Genomic DNA, 16,071 nt, shown 5'->3' on the forward strand with positions numbered 1-16,071 from the left:
CCACGCCATGCGTGGATGCGCTGCGCGGTAGACCCCGGTGCCGACCAGGGTCGGCACCCACCAGGCCCAAGCGCCGACCAAGGCCGGCAGCTACCGGCTTGTCGGCCTACACCACCTCGCGGCGGATGCCCACCGGCCGCGCATGCTCATCCATGTGCAGCGTAGCGGACTTGCAGCCCAGCAGCCGCTCGGCCAGGCCGGTGCTGGCGCCGAGATCGGCGGCTACTTCATTGAGGCTGGCCAACGGCCGTGGCAGGCGCCTTTCGCGGCCACGGAAACGCGCGCGGTTGTACTCGGCCCAGCCGATCAGCAGCACGCTCGCACACAGCAGCATCAGCGGCAGCGCGACCAGCACGTAGGGGTCGAACTGGTTCTTGCGCTCGTACAGCTGCTGCCAGGCCATCTGCCCGCCGATCAGCCACGAGAGCAGGGTCACCAACGGTGCCCACAGGTAGAAGTAGAACCCCCAGAACGCCAGGGTGACAAAGCCCCAGGCGGTGCGCTGGAAGCGCGGTTGATGATGTGGCTTGCGGATCATCCGCGAGTCGAAGCGGTTGGACGGGTGTTGTGCGTTCATCGGATCCCCCGGTCAGGGCTGGTCCAGGTAGCGCGCTTGCTGCGGCGGCGCAGCAGGGTCTTGGGAAGCGCCACCAGGGTGGTGGAAAGGCTGATCAGCCAGTACGCCATCGGGTACCAGATGACCCAGAAGTAGTTGCGTCCAATCTGTGTTTCGTAACGACGGTCGATGATCAGGCTGCTGGCGAACTGCAGCAGGCAGACCAGGGCCAGGATCACGCCATGCCATTGCGGCAGCAGGCTGGCGATGTACAGCTGCGGCGGCATGTCGATGAGCTTGCCCAGCACCCACAACACCACGATGAACAGCATGGTGTAGGCCCAGATCACGCTCAGCACATACTCCAGCAGCACGCCCCACATGCGCCGCTCCTTCCAGTGCAGCAGTGAACGCGCATGCCGCAGCATCACTTCCACGCCGCCCTGCGCCCAGCGCAGTCGTTGCCGCCACAGGCCCTTCAGCGTTTCCGGCATCAGGATGAAGCACAGCGCGTTGGGCTCGTAGCGGATGTCCCAGTGCGCACGCTGCAGGCGCCAGCTGATGTCGATGTCCTCGGTCACCATGTCGTCCGACCACCAGCCGACCTCGTGCAGCGCGGTACGACGGAACCCGGCGATGACCCCGGAGATGGTGAAGATGCGCCCGTAAACACGTTGCGCGCGCTTGATCATGCCGATGATCGAAGAGAACTCGGCCACCTGCAGGCGCCCGAGCAGGGTGGAACGGTTGCGGATGCGTGGGTTGCCGGTGACCGCGCCGACCCGGTTGCCACTGACCAGGTGCCAGACCATCCAGTGCAGGGCGTGTTCCTCCAGCATGGCATCGCCATCGATGCACACCAGGTACTCCGAGCGTGCCGCCAGCGCCCCCATGCGCAGCGCATTGGCCTTGCCGAGGTTGCGGTCAAGGTGCAGCACGCGCAGCCGGGGATGCTTCGCCGCCAGCACATCGAGCCGGGCGCCGGTGTCGTCACTGCTGCCATCGTCGATGGCGATCACCTCGTAGTCGGCCGGATAGCGCTGCGCCAGCGCGGCCCCCAGGGTGTCGTCCAGGTTCTCCGATTCGTTGTGGCAGGGAATCAGCAGGCTCGCGAACGGTGGATCGACCATCAACGGTGGATCATTGCGCGGCCGCGAATGGCGTTCGCGCCGGAAGTAGTAATACAGACCGCCCGACATCCAGAAGAACGCCATCACCATCGGGTAGTAGAAGGCGAACTGGAACAGGACCTGCAGCAGCGGATGCATGTCCATGTCACTTCTCCGGGTACGGGAAGTTGCCGGCGGACATCGCCGCGCGGGCATCATGGGTGGAAGGCTGGCCGGCGATGAAGTCGTCCGGATACCAGGCGAAATGGTGGACGCCCTGCGCCTGCAGCTGGCGGATCTGCGCGCGCAGGCGTTCGGCGGGAATCGGCTGGCCGCTGCGCCAATCCACGGTCTGCAGTTCGAACAGGGTGTGCTGCAGCTGGGGATCGTGCGCGCGAACCGCGGCCAGCAGCTGGTCCAGCCAGCGTTCCGGGTGCCTGCTGCCTTCCATCCATGGCATCGCCATCAGCGCGGTCTGGTCGTAAGCCTTGTTGAACAGGTCCAGGCGCTGTGCAAACCAGGCCTCACTCTGCGGGCGCAACACCGGCTCGGCATACAGGTTGCGCACTGTCGCCAGCTTCGGTCGCCAACGCTGCGCGCTGTCGCGCAGGGCCAGCGTGAAATCGATCAGCGCCCGGGTGCGTGCGCTGCCATCGTCGCCGGCCGCCAGCGCCGGCAGTTCTGTGTCGCGCAGGTAACCATCGTCATGGAAGAGCAGGCCTTCGAAGTACGAGTTGACGGCCAGATCCTCGTAGATGTCGAGCATGATCTGGCGTGCCTTCGGATTGGTGAAGTCCAGCCGGTACATGCCGTCGGCATCGCCATTGTGGATCGCCAGCGCTTTCCGCTGCACCGGATCGGGCAGTTCGAACCCGAGCACCGGCAGCCAGGCGTACACCTTCACCCCCGCGCGCGACTTCAGCTGCCAGGCGACCCGGCTGAACAGGTCCGCGCGCATCGGCATGTGCCGGTTGGGGAAGTACAGTGCATCGGCAGTGTTGTTGCCGTCCGGGTCGGCGAAGGCCTGCAGGTAGACATGGGTGGGCGAGATGCGCTTGACCCGCTCGATCAGCGCATCGAGGTTGCGCGCCTGCTGCGCCGGGTCCGGGTCGTACACATCATCCAGGTCGACCTGCAACGCGCGGATGCCATCAAGCGCAACGTCGCGGCGCAGCTCGAAGGCCAGGCCCTCCACGGTCGGGTTGTCGCTGACCAGGAAGCGCGCCAGCCCGTGCAGGTCGCTGGCCACCGGCGTGCTGCGGCCTTCCAGATCGAAGGATACCGGCATGCCAAGCTGCTCGGCGATGTCGTTGCTCAGCTGGTTGTAGGCGGCATAGGGCCAGACGATGGCGCGCGGGCGGACGCCCAGGTGCTGCTGGATGCGCTGCACGCTGCGCGAAAGGTCGGCGCGCAGGCGTTGTTCGTACTGGGCTTCGCTTTCGTAGCTGTGGGTGGCCGGGCTGTACACGCGGGTCACCACCGCCGGCGTGGAGTTGCCCTGCGGATTGGCGAGCACGCCGTGATGCAGGTCGTCGGTGTGGCTGGCCACTTCGATCAGGCCACTGTCACGCATCTGTTCCAGCTGTGCCCAGGTGACGAAGTCGTCATGCCCGAACGGGCGGTAGCCATAGTCGATGGTTCGCCCTGGCGCCATGTCCACGTAATCGGTGATCACTGCCACCAGCGCCGGGTAGCGGTAGGCCTGCAGCAGCGGGAACGCTTTGTCGTAGACGCTGCGCAGGCCGTCATCGAAGGTCAGCAGCACGGGCTTTGGCGGCAGCGTGGCGCGTCCCTGTGAGGCGTCGATCACCTGCGACAGCGACACCGGGTGATAGCCGTGCGCACCCAGCCAATCCAGGTGCGCGGCGAAGTTCTGCGTGCTCACCGCGTAGGTATCGGCATCGCCCTTGGCGGCCACCTGGTCGCGGATGTCGTGGTAGCTGAGGATCAGCAGGCCGTTGTCGATCGCATCGAGATGCAGGGCCTGCTGCGCGAACGCCGGCGGTGCGGCAGCCAGCAGCAGGAGCACGATCAGTCGCAGGATGCGGGCCATGTCATTCTCCCCAGCGCAGTGCGGCTTCGAAGCCGATATGACGCTCGCGGTGGCCGTCGTAGACCGGCCGCGACCAGCGCACGCCGTACTCGAACACGCGGCCCTGGCCCAGCTGCCATTCGTGCATGTAGGACACCGAAGGGACCAGCGCGCTGCCGAAGCCGTCCTGCCAGTAGTCACCCAGCGAGACCGTCAGCCGGTGCCGGAAGTGGCGCTCGTAGTGCCGCCACAACTGCTGGTCGATGCGCATTCCGATCTCGACCATGCGGTCGCGCTTCGGGTTGAAGTAGGGCGCGTCGTCGCGGCTGCCCCGGCTGGTGTAGGCACTGGCGAGGCCATCGATCAACCAGCGCGGACGGGTCAGCAGGCGCTGTTCAATGCTGGTGCTGAACAGTTCGCGATGGTTGCCGTCGTCGTAGCGGAAGCGGCTGGCGCCGAACATCCAGTGGGTCAGCTCGCTGCGCCGGTAGTCCACCTGCGCGCTCACGCTGTCAGCGGTGATGCCGGCCACGCGCGCCTGCATCGAGGCTTCCGGATCGTTGCGTGCGGCCACCAGTCCGGCGTGCCAGTAATCGTTGAACTGCCAGCCAACACCGAGGCGCAGGCCGGTGTCGCCGACGTGGTCGTTGGCACGCAGCGCGGCGGCTTCCGCATCCAGTCGGCCGAAGCGGTAGCGCACGCCTGCACCCAGCCACAGCGGGTCGATGCGCTGGTCCTGGAAGTCGACCGAGCGCCTGTCGGCGAAGGCGAACAACCGCCAGCGGTCATCGAGTACCGGCGTCTGCACTTCCATGCCGTAGTGGCGGTCGTTGTTGCCCAGCGGTGATGTGCCGCCACCGCCGGAACTGCGGCCAATGTCGGTCCATGCCTTCAACTGCCAGCCGCGATGTACACGCCAGGCCTGGTCCATGCGCTCGACGGCGGGTTGGGTCGGGTAGCGTGCCAGCAGATCATCGTGCAGCGGCCGCGCCAGATCATCGCGTTGCAGGGCAACGTATGCCTCTTCCATGCCGAGCCGCGGCTCGATGTCGCGTGGGTCCAGCGCATGTGCCATCTGCTGGCGCTGCAGGGCCATGCGTGGCCATCCGCGCATCATGTACACACTGCCCAGCGCGCTCTGCAGGCCGCCGTTGCCCGGTGCGATGTCGACCATCGATTCCAGGTCGTGCTGTGCGGTGCGCAGGTCGCCGCTGTAGGCGCGCACCATTGCCAGGTTCAGGTCGGCCTCGTAGCGCGACCAGTTCGCATACGGCGACTTGCCATTGCTCCAGCGCCACGCCGGTTCCTTGTCGCGCCATGCCTGCAGCAGGTCGATGGCCTTTTCCTGCTGTTCGCTTTCCAGATAGGCGTACGCCAGCTCCGAGTGCGAGGCATCGCGCGTGGGATCGCCGGCCACCGCGGCCTGCAATACCGGAATGGCCTCCTCGGGATGGAGGGTACCCATCAGGGAGTCACCGACCGCAGGCAGGACATAGTCGGGCAACGTGTGGCCCTCCGCCTGCAGGGCCCGCGCTTCCTCGCGCACCTGCGCATGGCGGCCGAGACGGTTGAGCAGGATCAGCCGGTCCATGCGGATCCGCAGCGGGGCCTGGGCGGGCGGCGTGCCTTCGCTGCCGAGGTAGCGCTGCATGCGCGCCAGCGTCGATTCAGCCTCTTCCAGGCGGCTGTCCTCGCTGCTGCTGTAGGCCAGGCTCCACACCACCAGCTTGGCCAGGTAGTCGCCTTCCAGGCGTTGCTTCTGGGCAGCGTCGAACAGCTGTGGACGCTGCTGGTACAGCGCCCATGCGCGCCAGGCATTGCCGATGTCGCCCAGGGTCAGCACGCGCAGCTTGAACAGCAGATCGTCGTTGGGCTGTTGCTGGCTGGCACGTTCGATGGCGCCCAGCGCATCCAGCCATCGGGCCTGGTCGCGGTAGCGGCCGATCTCGGCCAGGGCCGCCTCGCGATCGGGCGGGGCAGCGCCGCTGGCCCAGGCCAGGGCAGTGCAGGCGAGGCCGACGCAAAGCGCCAGCCGGCGGTGGACAACCATTGGGGACCCCCTTGGCTTCCTGACCAGACAACCGTGAAAAATGTGACGCACATCACATGCCAGCTTTTGGGGTGGCCGTGCCCTGCGTCACTCCCTTCGTGCACTCCCGTCCAGCCAAGGACGGGTACAACCCGGACAGCGACCTGCAATGTCTTGTCTGAAGCGAGAATCCCCCGCACACCGAGTGGTGGCCTGGGCGGCCAGGCCGCCCCCATGCCCAATGCCGGCACGCGGCAAGGATGGGCATTCGTGGGCACTATCCGCCCGGAATTGTCAGTCCGGCGTCAATTTTCCTGGAATGGCTGACCAGCGGCAGGCGGGGCCGGCGTGCGGCCCCTCAACGGCTTACCAGAGGTCTTCCAGCTTGCGCGGCTTGCAGGCCACCCAGGAGGCGCACAGCATCAGGGTGGCGCAGCCGAACAGGAAGCTGAACGGGAGCGTCCAGCCGTCGCTGACTGTGTGCAGCCAGCCGACCAGGAACGGCCCCAGGCAGCTGAAGCTGTAGCCCACGCCCTGCATGAAGCCGGACAGCGCCGCCGAGCCGGTGGGGGTGCGCGTGCGCAGGTTGATCAGGGTCAGTGCGAGCGGGAAGGTGGACGGACCGACGCCAAGCAGGCAGGCCCACAGCAGGGGGGCCTTCATCGGTGCCAGCAGCAGGCCGGTGAAGGCGATCACGAACGAGAAGAAGCCGATCAGCACCAGCGGGAACGGGTTCTGCATGCGCACTGCCATTGATGGAATGACCAGCGACGGCAGCAGCCCCAGCGCCGAGAACACCGCCACCATCACGCCACCGAAGGCCGGCGTGCCACCGGCCTCGACCACGATGCGCGGCAGCCAGGTGAACATCGAATAGGTCATCAGCGAAGTCATGCCGAACATGAGCGTCATGCTCCAGCCCAGCGACGTGCGCCAGACCTTGCCGTGCGGCTGCGCGGTGGGATCGGTAGTGTCGGCCAGTGGCTTCGGCGCGCGCCTGGCCAGCAGCAGCCACGGCAGTGCAGCGGCCAGTGCCAGCAGCGCCCACATGCCCAGCGACACGCGCCAGCCCGCTGCATTGGCTACCGGTACCGCCAGCAGCGCCGGCAGCATGGTGCCCAGCTGCAGCACGCTGATGTAGAGCGTACTCATGGTGCCGACCTTGTTGGCGAAGTAGCGCTTCACCAGCGGCGGCACCACGACGTTGCCGATGCCCATGCCGGCCAGTGCCACCACCGAACCGAGCAGCAGCGTGCCGACGTTGCCGGCGCTGGAACGCAGCAGCAGGCCGGCCATCGCCATCACCATCGCCAGCAGCGTGGTGCGCTCCAGCCCGAGGCGCCGCGCCAGTGCCGGCGTGGCCACGCCGAACAGCGCGAACGAGGCGGTCGGCAGCATGCCCAGCACGCCGGTCATGGTGGTGCCGAAGCCGAACTGCTGGCCGAGCACGTCCAGCAGCGGGGTGATCGAGGTGACCGCAGTGCGCAGGTTGACCGCTGCCAGCAGGATCGCGGCGAACGCGAGGACACGACCGTGCAGCAGCGACGGCGAATCGGAAGTGGAGGAACTCATCGGTGGTCCTTGCAGGTGTCGCACGCCGCAGCGGCGGCATGCAGCGCCGGCATCGGTCTACGCCGAAGCGGCAGGTGGGGGTGGTGCTGCAGGTGGGCCGGCAGCGCGGCCATTGTACGTGCGCGGTCCGACAAGGTCCCGTCATGCGGGCGGCCTGGCGCTGGGTACAAAAAAACCCGGAGGACAGTGATGTCTTCCAGGCTTCTTGGTGACCACCGAAGTGGTCGGGGAGACAGGATTCGAACCTGCGACCTCTACGTCCCGAACGTAGCGCTCTACCAGACTGAGCTACACCCCGAAGGGAGCCGCCTATTCTAGCGATTCACCCCGATGGCGGCAAGGGGTAAATGCTGTTTTCTTCACACTGCCGAAGCAGTGCCACTTCAGGGAACAAAAAAGCCTGGACGACTTCACCAGGCTTCAATGCGACCACTTGAGTGGTCGGGGAGACAGGATTCGAACCTGCGACCTCTACGTCCCGAACGTAGCGCTCTACCAGACTGAGCTACACCCCGAAGGAGCCGCCTAAGATACCGTGTGAAGGCCAAGGCGGCAAGGCTTTTTTACAGCTCAGCGACGATTTTCCTTCTCGATGCGGTTCTGCTCGCGGGCTTCGAACCACATGCCGTTGAGGATGGCCACCGTCGAGGCGAGGCCGGCACCGAGAATCCAGGCGAAATACCACATGATCAGTCTCCTTCATTCCGGGTAGGTGCCGACCGTTGGTCGGCACACGTGCAAGCAATCAATACGCGTTGGGGTTGTTGCCCATCTCTTCGGTGGTGGTCTTGCCCTTCAGCACGCGGTACACCCAGGTGGTGTAACCGATGATGATCGGCAGGAACACCGCCGTGGCCAGCAGCATGATCCACAGGGTCAGGTGGCTGGAGGAGGCATCCCACACGGTCAGGCTGGAGGTGGGCTGGCTCGAGGACGGCAGCAGGAACGGGAAGATGGCGAAGCCGACGGTCAGGATGATGCCGGCGATCGCCGCACCGGAGGCGATGAAGGCCAGGCCGCCGCGACGGGCCCGCAGCAGCACCGCACTGGCCAGCAGGCCGGCCAGGCCGAGCAGCGGGGCCAGGATCGTGGCCGGCATCGTGCTGTAGTTGCGCATCCAGCCACCGGCGGCGCCGAGTTCGGCGGTCTTCAGCAGCGGATTGGTTGCACCGTCGGTGACCACCTGCGAGGTGATCTGGTAGCCCGGCAGGCCGAAGGCCACCCAGGCGCCGCCCACGGCGAACAGCACGAAGGCGATGACCGCAGCGATGCTGCCGAAGCGGGCCGCACGTTCGGCCACCGGGCCGTCGGTCTTCAGTACCAGCATGGCGGCACCGTGGGCGACCAGCATCGACACGCTGAGCAGGCCGGCCAGCAGTGCGAAGGGCATCAGCAGGCCGAAGAACGAGCCGGTGTAGAAGATGCGCATGCTGTCATCGAAGTGGAACGGCACGCCCAGCAGTACGTTGCCTACCGCCACGCCCATGATCAGCGCCGGGATGAAGCCGCCGATGAACAGCGCCCAGTCCCAGGTGTTGCGCCAGCGCTCGCTGGGCATCTTGCTGCGGAACTTGAAGCCGACCGGACGCAGGATCAGGGCGAACAGGATCACGAACATCGCCAGGTAGAAGCCGGAGAAGCTGACCGCATACAGCGGCGGCCAGGCGGCGAAGATCGCACCGCCACCGAGCACCAGCCACACCTGGTTGCCTTCCCATACCGGGCCGATGGTGTTGATCACCAGCCGGCGCTCGGCGTCGTTGCGGGCAACGAAGGGCAGCAGGGTGCCCACGCCCAGGTCGAAACCGTCCATCACGGCGAAACCGATCAGCAGGATGCCGAGCAGCAGCCACCAGATCACGCGCAGCGTGGTGTAGTCCAGAAGAATGAAATCCATCGTGGTTCTCCTGCCTCAGGCCTGGCCGGCGGCCGGCGCCGAGGCATTGTGGGAAGCATGCGGCTGGGGCGACTGCAGCGACGGCAGCACCTCGTCCGGACCCTTGCGGATCGCCTTGAGCATCAGCTTGATCTCGACCACGATCAGCGCGGTGTAGATCGCGGTGAAGCCGGCCAGGGTCAGCACGATTTCGTGCAGGGCCAGGCCCGATGCCGCATAGAAGGTCGGCAGCACGCCATCCACCGCCCACGGCTGGCGACCGTACTCGGCCACGAACCAGCCGCACTCGATCGCGATCCACGGTGCCGGCAGCGTCCACAGGGCCAGCTTGAGGAACCAGCGCTTGTCCTGGAAGTTGTTGCGGCAGGAGTAGTAGAAGGCCAGCGCGAAGAAGGCGATCAGGTAGAAGCCCAGGCCGGCCATCACGCGGAAGGTCCAGAACAGTGGCATCACGCGCGGCACGGTGTCCATCGCCGCCTGCGAGATTTCCTGCGGGGTGGCGTTGAGGATGTCGTCGCGGTAGCGCTTGAGCAGCAGGCCGTGGCCCAGGTCCTGCCAGTGGCGGTCGAACATCTCGCGTGCTTCAACGTCGTTCTTGTTGGCGCGCAGGCGTTCCAATGCACCGTAGGCCAGCTGGCCGCCGCGCACGCGGTGTTCGGCACGCTCGACCAGTTCCAGGATGCCCGGAATCGGCTGGTTCAACGAGCGGGTGGCGATCAGACCCATCAGGTACGGGATCTTCACCGCGTAGTCGTTCTGGTGGGTTTCCTGGTTAGGGATGCCGAAGGCGGTGAAGTCGGCCGGCGCACGCTCGGTCTCCCACATCGCTTCGATCGCGGCCAGCTTCATCTTCTGGTGTTCGCTGGCGGCGTAACCGCTCTCGTCACCCAGCACCACTACCGACAGCGAGGACAACAGGCCGAACGCAGCCGCCACCGCGAACGAACGACGGGCCAGGTCCTTGTGCTTGTTGCGCAGCAGGAACAGGGCACTGATCGCCATCACGAACACCGCACCGGTCACGTAGCCGGCGCTGACGGTGTGCACGAACTTGGCCTGCGCCACCGGGTTGAACACCACGGCCATGAAGTCGACGACTTCCATGCGCATGGTTTCCGGGTTGAACACCGCGCCGGTCGGGTTCTGCATCCAGCCGTTGGCGATCAGGATCCAGATCGCCGACAGGTTGGTGCCCAGCGCCATCAGCCAGGTCACCATCAGGTGCTTGACCTTGGTCAGGCGGTTCCAGCCGAAGAAGAACAGGCCGACGAACGTGGCTTCCAGGAAGAAGGCCATCAGGCCTTCGATCGCCAGCGGCGCACCGAAGATGTCACCCACGTAGTGGCTGTAGTAGGACCAGTTCATGCCGAACTGGAATTCCATGACGATGCCGGTGGCAACGCCCATGGCGAAGTTGATGCCGAACAGGACGCCCCAGAACAGGGTCATCCTGCGCCAGATCTCCTTGCCGGTCATCACGTACACGCTCTCCATGATGGCCACCATGAAGGACAGGCCGAGGGTGAGCGGTACGAATAGGAAGTGGTACATCGCGGTCAGCGCGAATTGCAGCCGCGACAGTTCTACGACTGTCTGATCAATCATGGCCTGGCTACCTCGTGGATAGTGCCGTTGCAGGTGGCGGGAAGGGTGGTCTACGACGTGAATGATGTGACCGACTACTTCAAACAGCCTTGATCCAGATCAATGTATGAACAGGTATGCGAAGGGATCGTATGCGAACCTGATGAAGACTGCGACCGACGGCCGCAGGGGCGGGCTGTTGCCTGCGCCTACAATGCCGTGTCTCCCCCGATGCCCGTGAAGACCCCTTGAGCGCTGCCGAAACGACCCCTGACGGCCTTTCCCCTGAAGCTGAAACCGCCCGCCAGCGGCGCGCACGTACGGCCTGGCTGGCTGATCTGGCGCGTGCCGCTCGAGGCCGCCAGCGCCTGGCGGCGCTGTGCATCAGTCTGTCCGGGGTGCTGCTGATCGGCCAGGCTGCCGCCATTGCCTGGCTGGTGCAGCAGGTGCTGGTGGAGCGCGCGCCGTTGGCATCGGGTCTGCCGGTGCTGGGTGGGCTGGCGCTGGTCCTGGTGCTGCGCACGCTGCTCGGCAGCGCCACCCAGGCTGCTGCAGGTGACGTGGCCGACGCCGCCCGCCTGGCACTGCGCGAGCGCGTTTTCGCGCGACTGCTCGGGCATGGCCCGCTGTGGCTGCGGCAGCGCCGCACCGGTGAGCTGGGCGAACTGATGCTGCATCACGGCGATGCGATCGAGAATTATTACAGTGGCTTTCTGCCGGTGCGCACCGAAGTGGTGGTGGTGCCACTGCTGATCCTGGCCGCAGTGGCCTGGGTTGATTGGGTGGTCGCGCTGATCCTGCTGTTCACCGCGCCACTGGTGCCGTTCTTCATGATGCTGGTGGGCTGGGGCGCCGAAGCCGCCGGCCGTGCCCAGCTGGGCGAACTGGCGCGGATGAGCGGCCACTTCGCTGATCGCATCAAGGGCCTGGGCCTGCTGCGCCTGTATGGCCGTGGCGAGGCCGAGCTGGAAGGTATCGAGGCCGCCGCCGAAGGGGTGCGCGTGCGCACCCTGAAGGTGCTGCGCATCGCCTTCCTGTCGTCCACGGTGCTGGAATTCTTCGCTTCGGTGAGCGTGGCGATGGTCGCGCTGTACCTGGGCCTGAGCTACCTGGGCATGATGTCGCTGCACTCGACGGTGCCGACGCTGGGCGCGGGCCTGTTCTGCCTGCTGCTGGCGCCGGAGTTCTACGCGCCGCTGCGGCGGCTGGCCGCGCACTACCACGATCGTGCCAACGCACTGGCCGCTGCCGCCGAGGTGGAACGCCTGCTGCAGTCTCTGCCCGATGAGCAGGGCCTGATCGAGAACGAGACCGCACCGCTGGCGGTGGAACCGGCCGAAGCCGCATTGCCGCCGCTGCAGGCACAGGGTCTGGTTCTTCGCCCGTTGGGCGCGCCACACGATGTGCTGCACGATCTGGACGTGCTGCTTGAGCCGGGGCAGCGCCTGGCCCTGGTTGGTCCCAGCGGTTCCGGCAAAAGCACCTTGCTGGAAGCGCTGGCCGGTTGGCTGCCGCCGCGTGCCGGCAAACTGCAGCTGCGTCCTGGTGTGCAGGTGGCCTATGCCAGCCAGCGTCCGTACCTGTTCCACGGCAGCATCGCCGACAACCTGCGCCTGGCCGATCCGGGCGCCAGCGATGCGCGCCTGCGTGCGGTGGCCGAGGCCGCGCAGGTGCTGCAGTTCGCACAGCGCCTGCCACGGGGCCTGGATACGGTAATCGGCGAACGCGGCTTCGGCCTGTCCGGCGGTGAAGCCCGTCGTATCGGCCTGGCCCGGTTGTTGCTGCGCGACCCGCAGGTGCTGTTGCTGGATGAACCCACTGCGTTTCTCGACGCCGATACCGAGGCCGCACTGCTGCGCAGCCTGGCGGCCTATGCACGAGGCCGCAGTGTGGTGGTCGCCACCCACAGCCCTGCGGTGATCGCCTGGGCAGACCGCTGCCTGCTGCTGCCGGAAGGACGCCTGGTCGAACCGGCACAGGCGGTGCGCGCATGAGCCGCTCGTCTGATTCGCTGCGCGTGGTGTTCCTGCGTCATCGGCCGCGCCTGCTGCTGACCATGCTGCTGTTGTGGACCACCATGCTGGCCGGCACCGCATTGCTGGGGCTGTCCGGTGGCTTCCTCACTGCCGCCGCATTGGCGGGTGCAGCCGGCCTCGGCCAGGGCTTCAACTTCTTCTCGCCGTCCGCGGGTATCCGCGGGCTGACGGTGGCACGCATCGTGTCGCGCTACTTCGAGAAGCTGGTCGGCCACGATGCCACCCTGCGCATCGCCCGCGACCTGCGCGTATGGTTCTTCCGCCGCGCGCTGCCGTTGGCACCGGCACGGCTGGGGGCTACGCGCACCGGCGAACTTCTGGCGCGCCTGCTCGGTGACATCGGTGAAGTGGATGGCCTGCTGGTGCGTGCGATCGGGCCACTGGTGGCGTTGGGCGCGTTGTCGCTGGTGGCGATTGCATCGGCGGCGCTGATCCTGCCGTCGGCGGCGGTGCTGCTGGCGGTGCTGGCGCTGCTGATCGCCTTCGGCGTGCCGTGGCTGGGTGTGCGCGGCCGCGACGATGAAGAGATGGACCGCGCCGTGCATCGCGCTGCGTTGCGCACCGCTGCATTCGAGGGGCTGGAAGGGGCAGGGGATCTGGCCGCACTGCATGCCGATGCGGCATGGCAGTTGAAGGTGCGGGTGGCGGCCAAGCAGGTTGCTTCGCGCGACCGGCGCCGTCGCTGGCGCCTGATCGCGGCATCGACCCTGCATGGCCTGGTCGCTGGGCTGGGCCTGGTGGCGATGCTGGCGCTGGCGCTGCACGCGGCCGAACAGCAGCGCATCGCGCCGGAGATGGCGGCGGGCCTGGTGTTCCTTACCGTGGCGCTGATCGAACTGTGGGCTGGCATGGGCCTGGCCTGGCAATCGCTGCAGTCCGGGCGTATCGCCGCTGATCGGTTGCAGGCCATCGTCGAGCAGCCGCCGACGGTGGAGGATCCCGCAGCGCCGCAGCCGGTGCCGCAGGCCGCGCGCGTGCACTGGGATGACGTGCATTTCCAGTGGCCGGGCGCGGTGCGGCCGGTGCTGTCCGCCCTGCAGCTGACGTTGGCGCCGGGGGAGCGCATCGCCATCCGCGGCGACAGTGGCAGCGGCAAGACCACGCTGTCCAGCCTGCTGCTGCGGCTGTGGGACCCGCAGCAGGGGCGAATCACCTATGGTGGCCGCAACCTGCGCGACTTCGCCCAGGCCGAGTGGCATCGGCAGTTGGCGTGGCTGCCGCAGAACGCACCGGTGTTTGCCGGGAGCGTGGCCGAGAACCTGCGATTGGGTGATCCCGATGCCAGCGACGCCGCGTTGTGGACGGTGCTGCGCCGCGTTCGCCTGGGCGAATGGGCCGAGAACAATGGTGGCCTGCAGGCCTGGGTGGGCGAGAACGGCGCAACGATGTCGGCCGGCCAGGCGCGGCGCCTGGCACTGGCGCGGGCGCTGCTGCGCAATGCGCCGATCCTGCTGCTGGACGAACCGACCGAAGGCCTGGACGTGGATACCGCACGTGCGCTGCTGCAGGACCTTTCCGGGTTGCTGGACGGGCGCAGCCTGCTGATGATCACCCACGACGACCTGCCCGAAGGCGTGGTCGATGCGCAGTAYCGGCTGCGTGATGGGGTGTTGATCCGCGAAGCGTGAGAACATCCTGGTAGTGYCGGCCGCTGGCCGGCAACCTCATGGCGTTTCACACGAATACGTGATTGCCGGCCAGCGGCCGGCACTACCGATTGCGAGCGTTACCGCGAGAACTCGCGCAGCATCACCGCGATCGAGGCCRCATTGGCCAGCACGCACAGCCAGAACACCCATTGGAATGCCGCTTTGCGGTGCTTGTGGCGGAACAGGGCCTGGCCCAGCAGCGCGCCCGGCCAACCGCCGGCAAAGGCCAGCAGCTGCAGGGTGCGTTCGGGAATCCGCCACTGCTTCCGCTGTGCTGCCCGCTTGTCATGCCCGTACAAGCCGAACGAAACCGCGCTGGTCAGCAGGCACCAGCCGCCCAGCCACAGCGGCAGCACGCCGCTGGCCATCAGTGCGATCAACGCGCCGAACGCGGCGAGCGCGAGGTTACGCCGCCATGCCACTTACAGCGCGTCGAGGAAGCCGCGCACGGCCGGGCCGAAACGCTCGAAATCGACCAGGAAGGCGTCATGACCCTGCGGTGACTCCAGGCCGATGAAGTGCGCATCGGCACCGCCGGCACGCAGGCCGTCGGCGACCTGTTGCTGCTGCTGCACGGGGAACAGGATGTCGGTGTTGGCACCGATGGCCAGCGCCTTCTCCACCCGGGTCTTCGCCAGCCCCGCCAGCACATCGCCATCGGCGTACTCGGCCAGGTCGAACCAGTCCATCGAACGGCTCAGGTACAGATAGCAGTTGGGATCGAAGAAACGCACGAAGCGCCGTGCGTGGCCTTCCAGATAGCTTTCCACCTGGAATTCCAGACCGAACGGATCGTCATCGGTCTGGTCCGAATCCAGCCGCACGCGGCCGAAACGGCCGTCCCATTCCAGTGCCGAGCGGTAGGTGATCACGCCCAGCTTGCGTGCCATGCGCATGCCGGACTCGGGATACGCGTCGTCGTCGTAGTGGCCACCGTTCCAGCGCGGATCAAGGCGGATCGCTTCGCGCTGCAGCGAGCGGATCGCGATGGAGAACGGCAACGCCTGCGCGCTGCCGGAAATGTTGACGTGGCTGCGCGCGATGCCTGGATGTAGCATCAGCACGGCCAGGGCGGTCATGCCGCCCATCGAATTGCCGATCACGCAGGCCAGCTGCTCGATGCCCAGGGCGCGTACAACTTCGATGGCGGCACGTGCGCCGTCTTCGATCGACAGCTCGGGGTAGTCGAGGCGATACGGTTCGCCCGTGGCCGGATTGAGCGAGGCGGGGCCGGTGGAGCCCTTGCAGCTGCCCAGCGAGTTCACGCACACCACGAACCAGCGGTTGGTATCGATCGGCTTGCCGGGGCCAACCATGCCTTCCCACCAGCCCGGCGCCGGATTGGCGTCGTTGGCTGCTGCGTGCGCATCCGGCGAAAGACCGGTCACGATCAGGATCGCGTTGCCTGCGTCGGCAGCCAGCGTTCCCCAGGTTTCATAGGCCACACGCGCACCGTGCAGGGCGCCACCGCGCTTGAACGGGAACGGCGAGGGCAGGGCATGGAAACGGGTGCCGGGCGGAATGAATTCAGTCATGCGGGCATTCTAACGGGGCCGGATGTGCAGCTGGCGACATGCTGGTTTCCATCGGCGATGCACCCGGTAGTG

The 16,071-nt window shown here is 66.7% G+C and carries 12 protein-coding genes and 2 tRNA genes; 2 read left to right on the forward strand and 12 right to left on the reverse strand.

Annotation, left to right across the window (positions count from 1 at the left end; translation table 11 throughout):
- Positions 1–106: 106 nt before the first annotated feature.
- The 10 genes from pgaD to D7T59_RS05375 all read right to left on the reverse strand — a co-directional run bounded on the left by pgaD (position 107) and on the right by D7T59_RS05375 (position 10,800).
- Positions 107–577 (reverse strand): poly-beta-1,6-N-acetyl-D-glucosamine biosynthesis protein PgaD, encoded by a 471-nt coding sequence (gene pgaD, locus D7T59_RS05330; RefSeq protein ID WP_164135941.1) that lies wholly within the window; start codon positions 575–577, stop codon positions 107–109.
- Positions 574–1,830, reverse strand: coding sequence for a poly-beta-1,6-N-acetyl-D-glucosamine synthase (gene pgaC, locus D7T59_RS05335; protein ID WP_180853092.1), 1,257 nt, complete (start codon positions 1,828–1,830; stop codon positions 574–576). The genes pgaD and pgaC overlap by 4 nt, the downstream gene beginning before the upstream one ends.
- Before the next feature lies 1 nt (position 1,831).
- The gene (gene pgaB / locus D7T59_RS05340) at positions 1,832–3,718 is read right to left on the reverse strand and encodes a poly-beta-1,6-N-acetyl-D-glucosamine N-deacetylase PgaB (protein ID WP_180853091.1); all 1,887 of its coding nucleotides are present in this window, start codon (positions 3,716–3,718) and stop codon (positions 1,832–1,834) included.
- Between the two features lies 1 nt (position 3,719).
- Positions 3,720–5,747 carry a poly-beta-1,6 N-acetyl-D-glucosamine export porin PgaA gene (gene pgaA / locus D7T59_RS05345; RefSeq protein WP_164135944.1) on the reverse strand — a complete coding sequence of 676 codons (2,028 nt, stop codon included), beginning with the start codon at positions 5,745–5,747 and terminating at the stop codon, positions 3,720–3,722.
- Between the two features lie 345 nt (positions 5,748–6,092).
- Positions 6,093–7,298, reverse strand: a complete 1,206-nt coding sequence (locus D7T59_RS05350) for a CynX/NimT family MFS transporter (RefSeq protein ID WP_164135945.1) — start codon at positions 7,296–7,298, stop codon at positions 6,093–6,095.
- 221 nt (positions 7,299–7,519) lie between these two features.
- A tRNA-Pro gene (locus D7T59_RS05355) sits at positions 7,520–7,596 on the reverse strand.
- Between the two features lie 140 nt (positions 7,597–7,736).
- A tRNA-Pro gene (locus D7T59_RS05360) sits at positions 7,737–7,813 on the reverse strand.
- Positions 7,814–7,868: 55 nt separating this feature from the next.
- Positions 7,869–7,985 carry a cytochrome bd-I oxidase subunit CydX gene (cydX, locus tag D7T59_RS05365; protein ID WP_005410354.1) on the reverse strand — a complete coding sequence of 39 codons (117 nt, stop codon included), beginning with the start codon at positions 7,983–7,985 and terminating at the stop codon, positions 7,869–7,871.
- A 58-nt stretch (positions 7,986–8,043) separates the two neighbouring features.
- Entirely contained in the window at positions 8,044–9,195 is a 1,152-nt protein-coding gene (gene cydB / locus D7T59_RS05370) for a cytochrome d ubiquinol oxidase subunit II (RefSeq protein WP_164135946.1), read from the reverse strand.
- Positions 9,196–9,210: 15 nt separating this feature from the next.
- Positions 9,211–10,800 (reverse strand): cytochrome ubiquinol oxidase subunit I, encoded by a 1,590-nt coding sequence (locus D7T59_RS05375; protein ID WP_049423960.1) that lies wholly within the window; start codon positions 10,798–10,800, stop codon positions 9,211–9,213.
- A gap of 227 nt (positions 10,801–11,027) precedes the next feature.
- On the opposite strand from D7T59_RS05375, the gene cydD reads away from it, so the two are divergent.
- Together cydD and cydC are read left to right on the forward strand one after the other, a co-directional pair.
- Positions 11,028–12,773: a thiol reductant ABC exporter subunit CydD gene (cydD, locus tag D7T59_RS05380; protein WP_180853088.1), complete on the forward strand. Its 1,746-nt coding sequence runs from the start codon at positions 11,028–11,030 to the stop codon at positions 12,771–12,773.
- Positions 12,770–14,443 carry a thiol reductant ABC exporter subunit CydC gene (gene cydC / locus D7T59_RS05385; protein WP_180853087.1) on the forward strand — a complete coding sequence of 558 codons (1,674 nt, stop codon included), beginning with the start codon at positions 12,770–12,772 and terminating at the stop codon, positions 14,441–14,443. The genes cydD and cydC overlap by 4 nt, the downstream gene beginning before the upstream one ends.
- 98 nt (positions 14,444–14,541) lie before the next feature.
- Here cydC and D7T59_RS05390 read toward each other — a convergent pair whose 3' ends face one another.
- Both D7T59_RS05390 and metX read right to left on the reverse strand, forming a co-directional pair.
- Positions 14,542–14,886: a DUF1294 domain-containing protein gene (locus D7T59_RS05390; RefSeq protein WP_180853086.1), complete on the reverse strand. Its 345-nt coding sequence runs from the start codon at positions 14,884–14,886 to the stop codon at positions 14,542–14,544.
- Positions 14,887–15,999 carry a homoserine O-acetyltransferase MetX gene (gene metX / locus D7T59_RS05395; RefSeq protein ID WP_180853085.1) on the reverse strand — a complete coding sequence of 371 codons (1,113 nt, stop codon included), beginning with the start codon at positions 15,997–15,999 and terminating at the stop codon, positions 14,887–14,889. It lies immediately after the preceding gene.
- Between the last annotated feature and the right edge of the window lie 72 nt (positions 16,000–16,071).

Origin of the sequence: Stenotrophomonas maltophilia, from assembly GCF_013464915.1 — a bacterium.
In the GTDB taxonomy this organism is placed as follows: Bacteria; Pseudomonadota; Gammaproteobacteria; order Xanthomonadales; family Xanthomonadaceae; genus Stenotrophomonas; species Stenotrophomonas maltophilia_AT.

Excerpts from the sequence above, each read along its gene's own strand:
- pgaD (WP_164135941.1), bottom strand. The coding sequence starts at position 577 with ATGAACGCACAACACCCGTCCAACCGCTTCGACTCGCGGATGATCCGC.
- pgaC (WP_180853092.1), bottom strand. The coding sequence starts at position 1,830 with ATGGACATGCATCCGCTGCTGCAGGTCCTGTTCCAGTTCGCCTTCTAC.
- pgaB (WP_180853091.1), bottom strand. The coding sequence starts at position 3,718 with ATGGCCCGCATCCTGCGACTGATCGTGCTCCTGCTGCTGGCTGCCGCA.
- pgaA (WP_164135944.1), bottom strand. The coding sequence starts at position 5,747 with ATGGTTGTCCACCGCCGGCTGGCGCTTTGCGTCGGCCTCGCCTGCACT.
- D7T59_RS05350 (WP_164135945.1), bottom strand. The coding sequence starts at position 7,298 with ATGAGTTCCTCCACTTCCGATTCGCCGTCGCTGCTGCACGGTCGTGTC.
- cydX (WP_005410354.1), bottom strand. The coding sequence starts at position 7,985 with ATGTGGTATTTCGCCTGGATTCTCGGTGCCGGCCTCGCCTCGACGGTG.
- cydB (WP_164135946.1), bottom strand. The coding sequence starts at position 9,195 with ATGGATTTCATTCTTCTGGACTACACCACGCTGCGCGTGATCTGGTGG.
- D7T59_RS05375 (WP_049423960.1), bottom strand. The coding sequence starts at position 10,800 with ATGATTGATCAGACAGTCGTAGAACTGTCGCGGCTGCAATTCGCGCTG.
- metX (WP_180853085.1), bottom strand. The coding sequence starts at position 15,999 with ATGACTGAATTCATTCCGCCCGGCACCCGTTTCCATGCCCTGCCCTCG.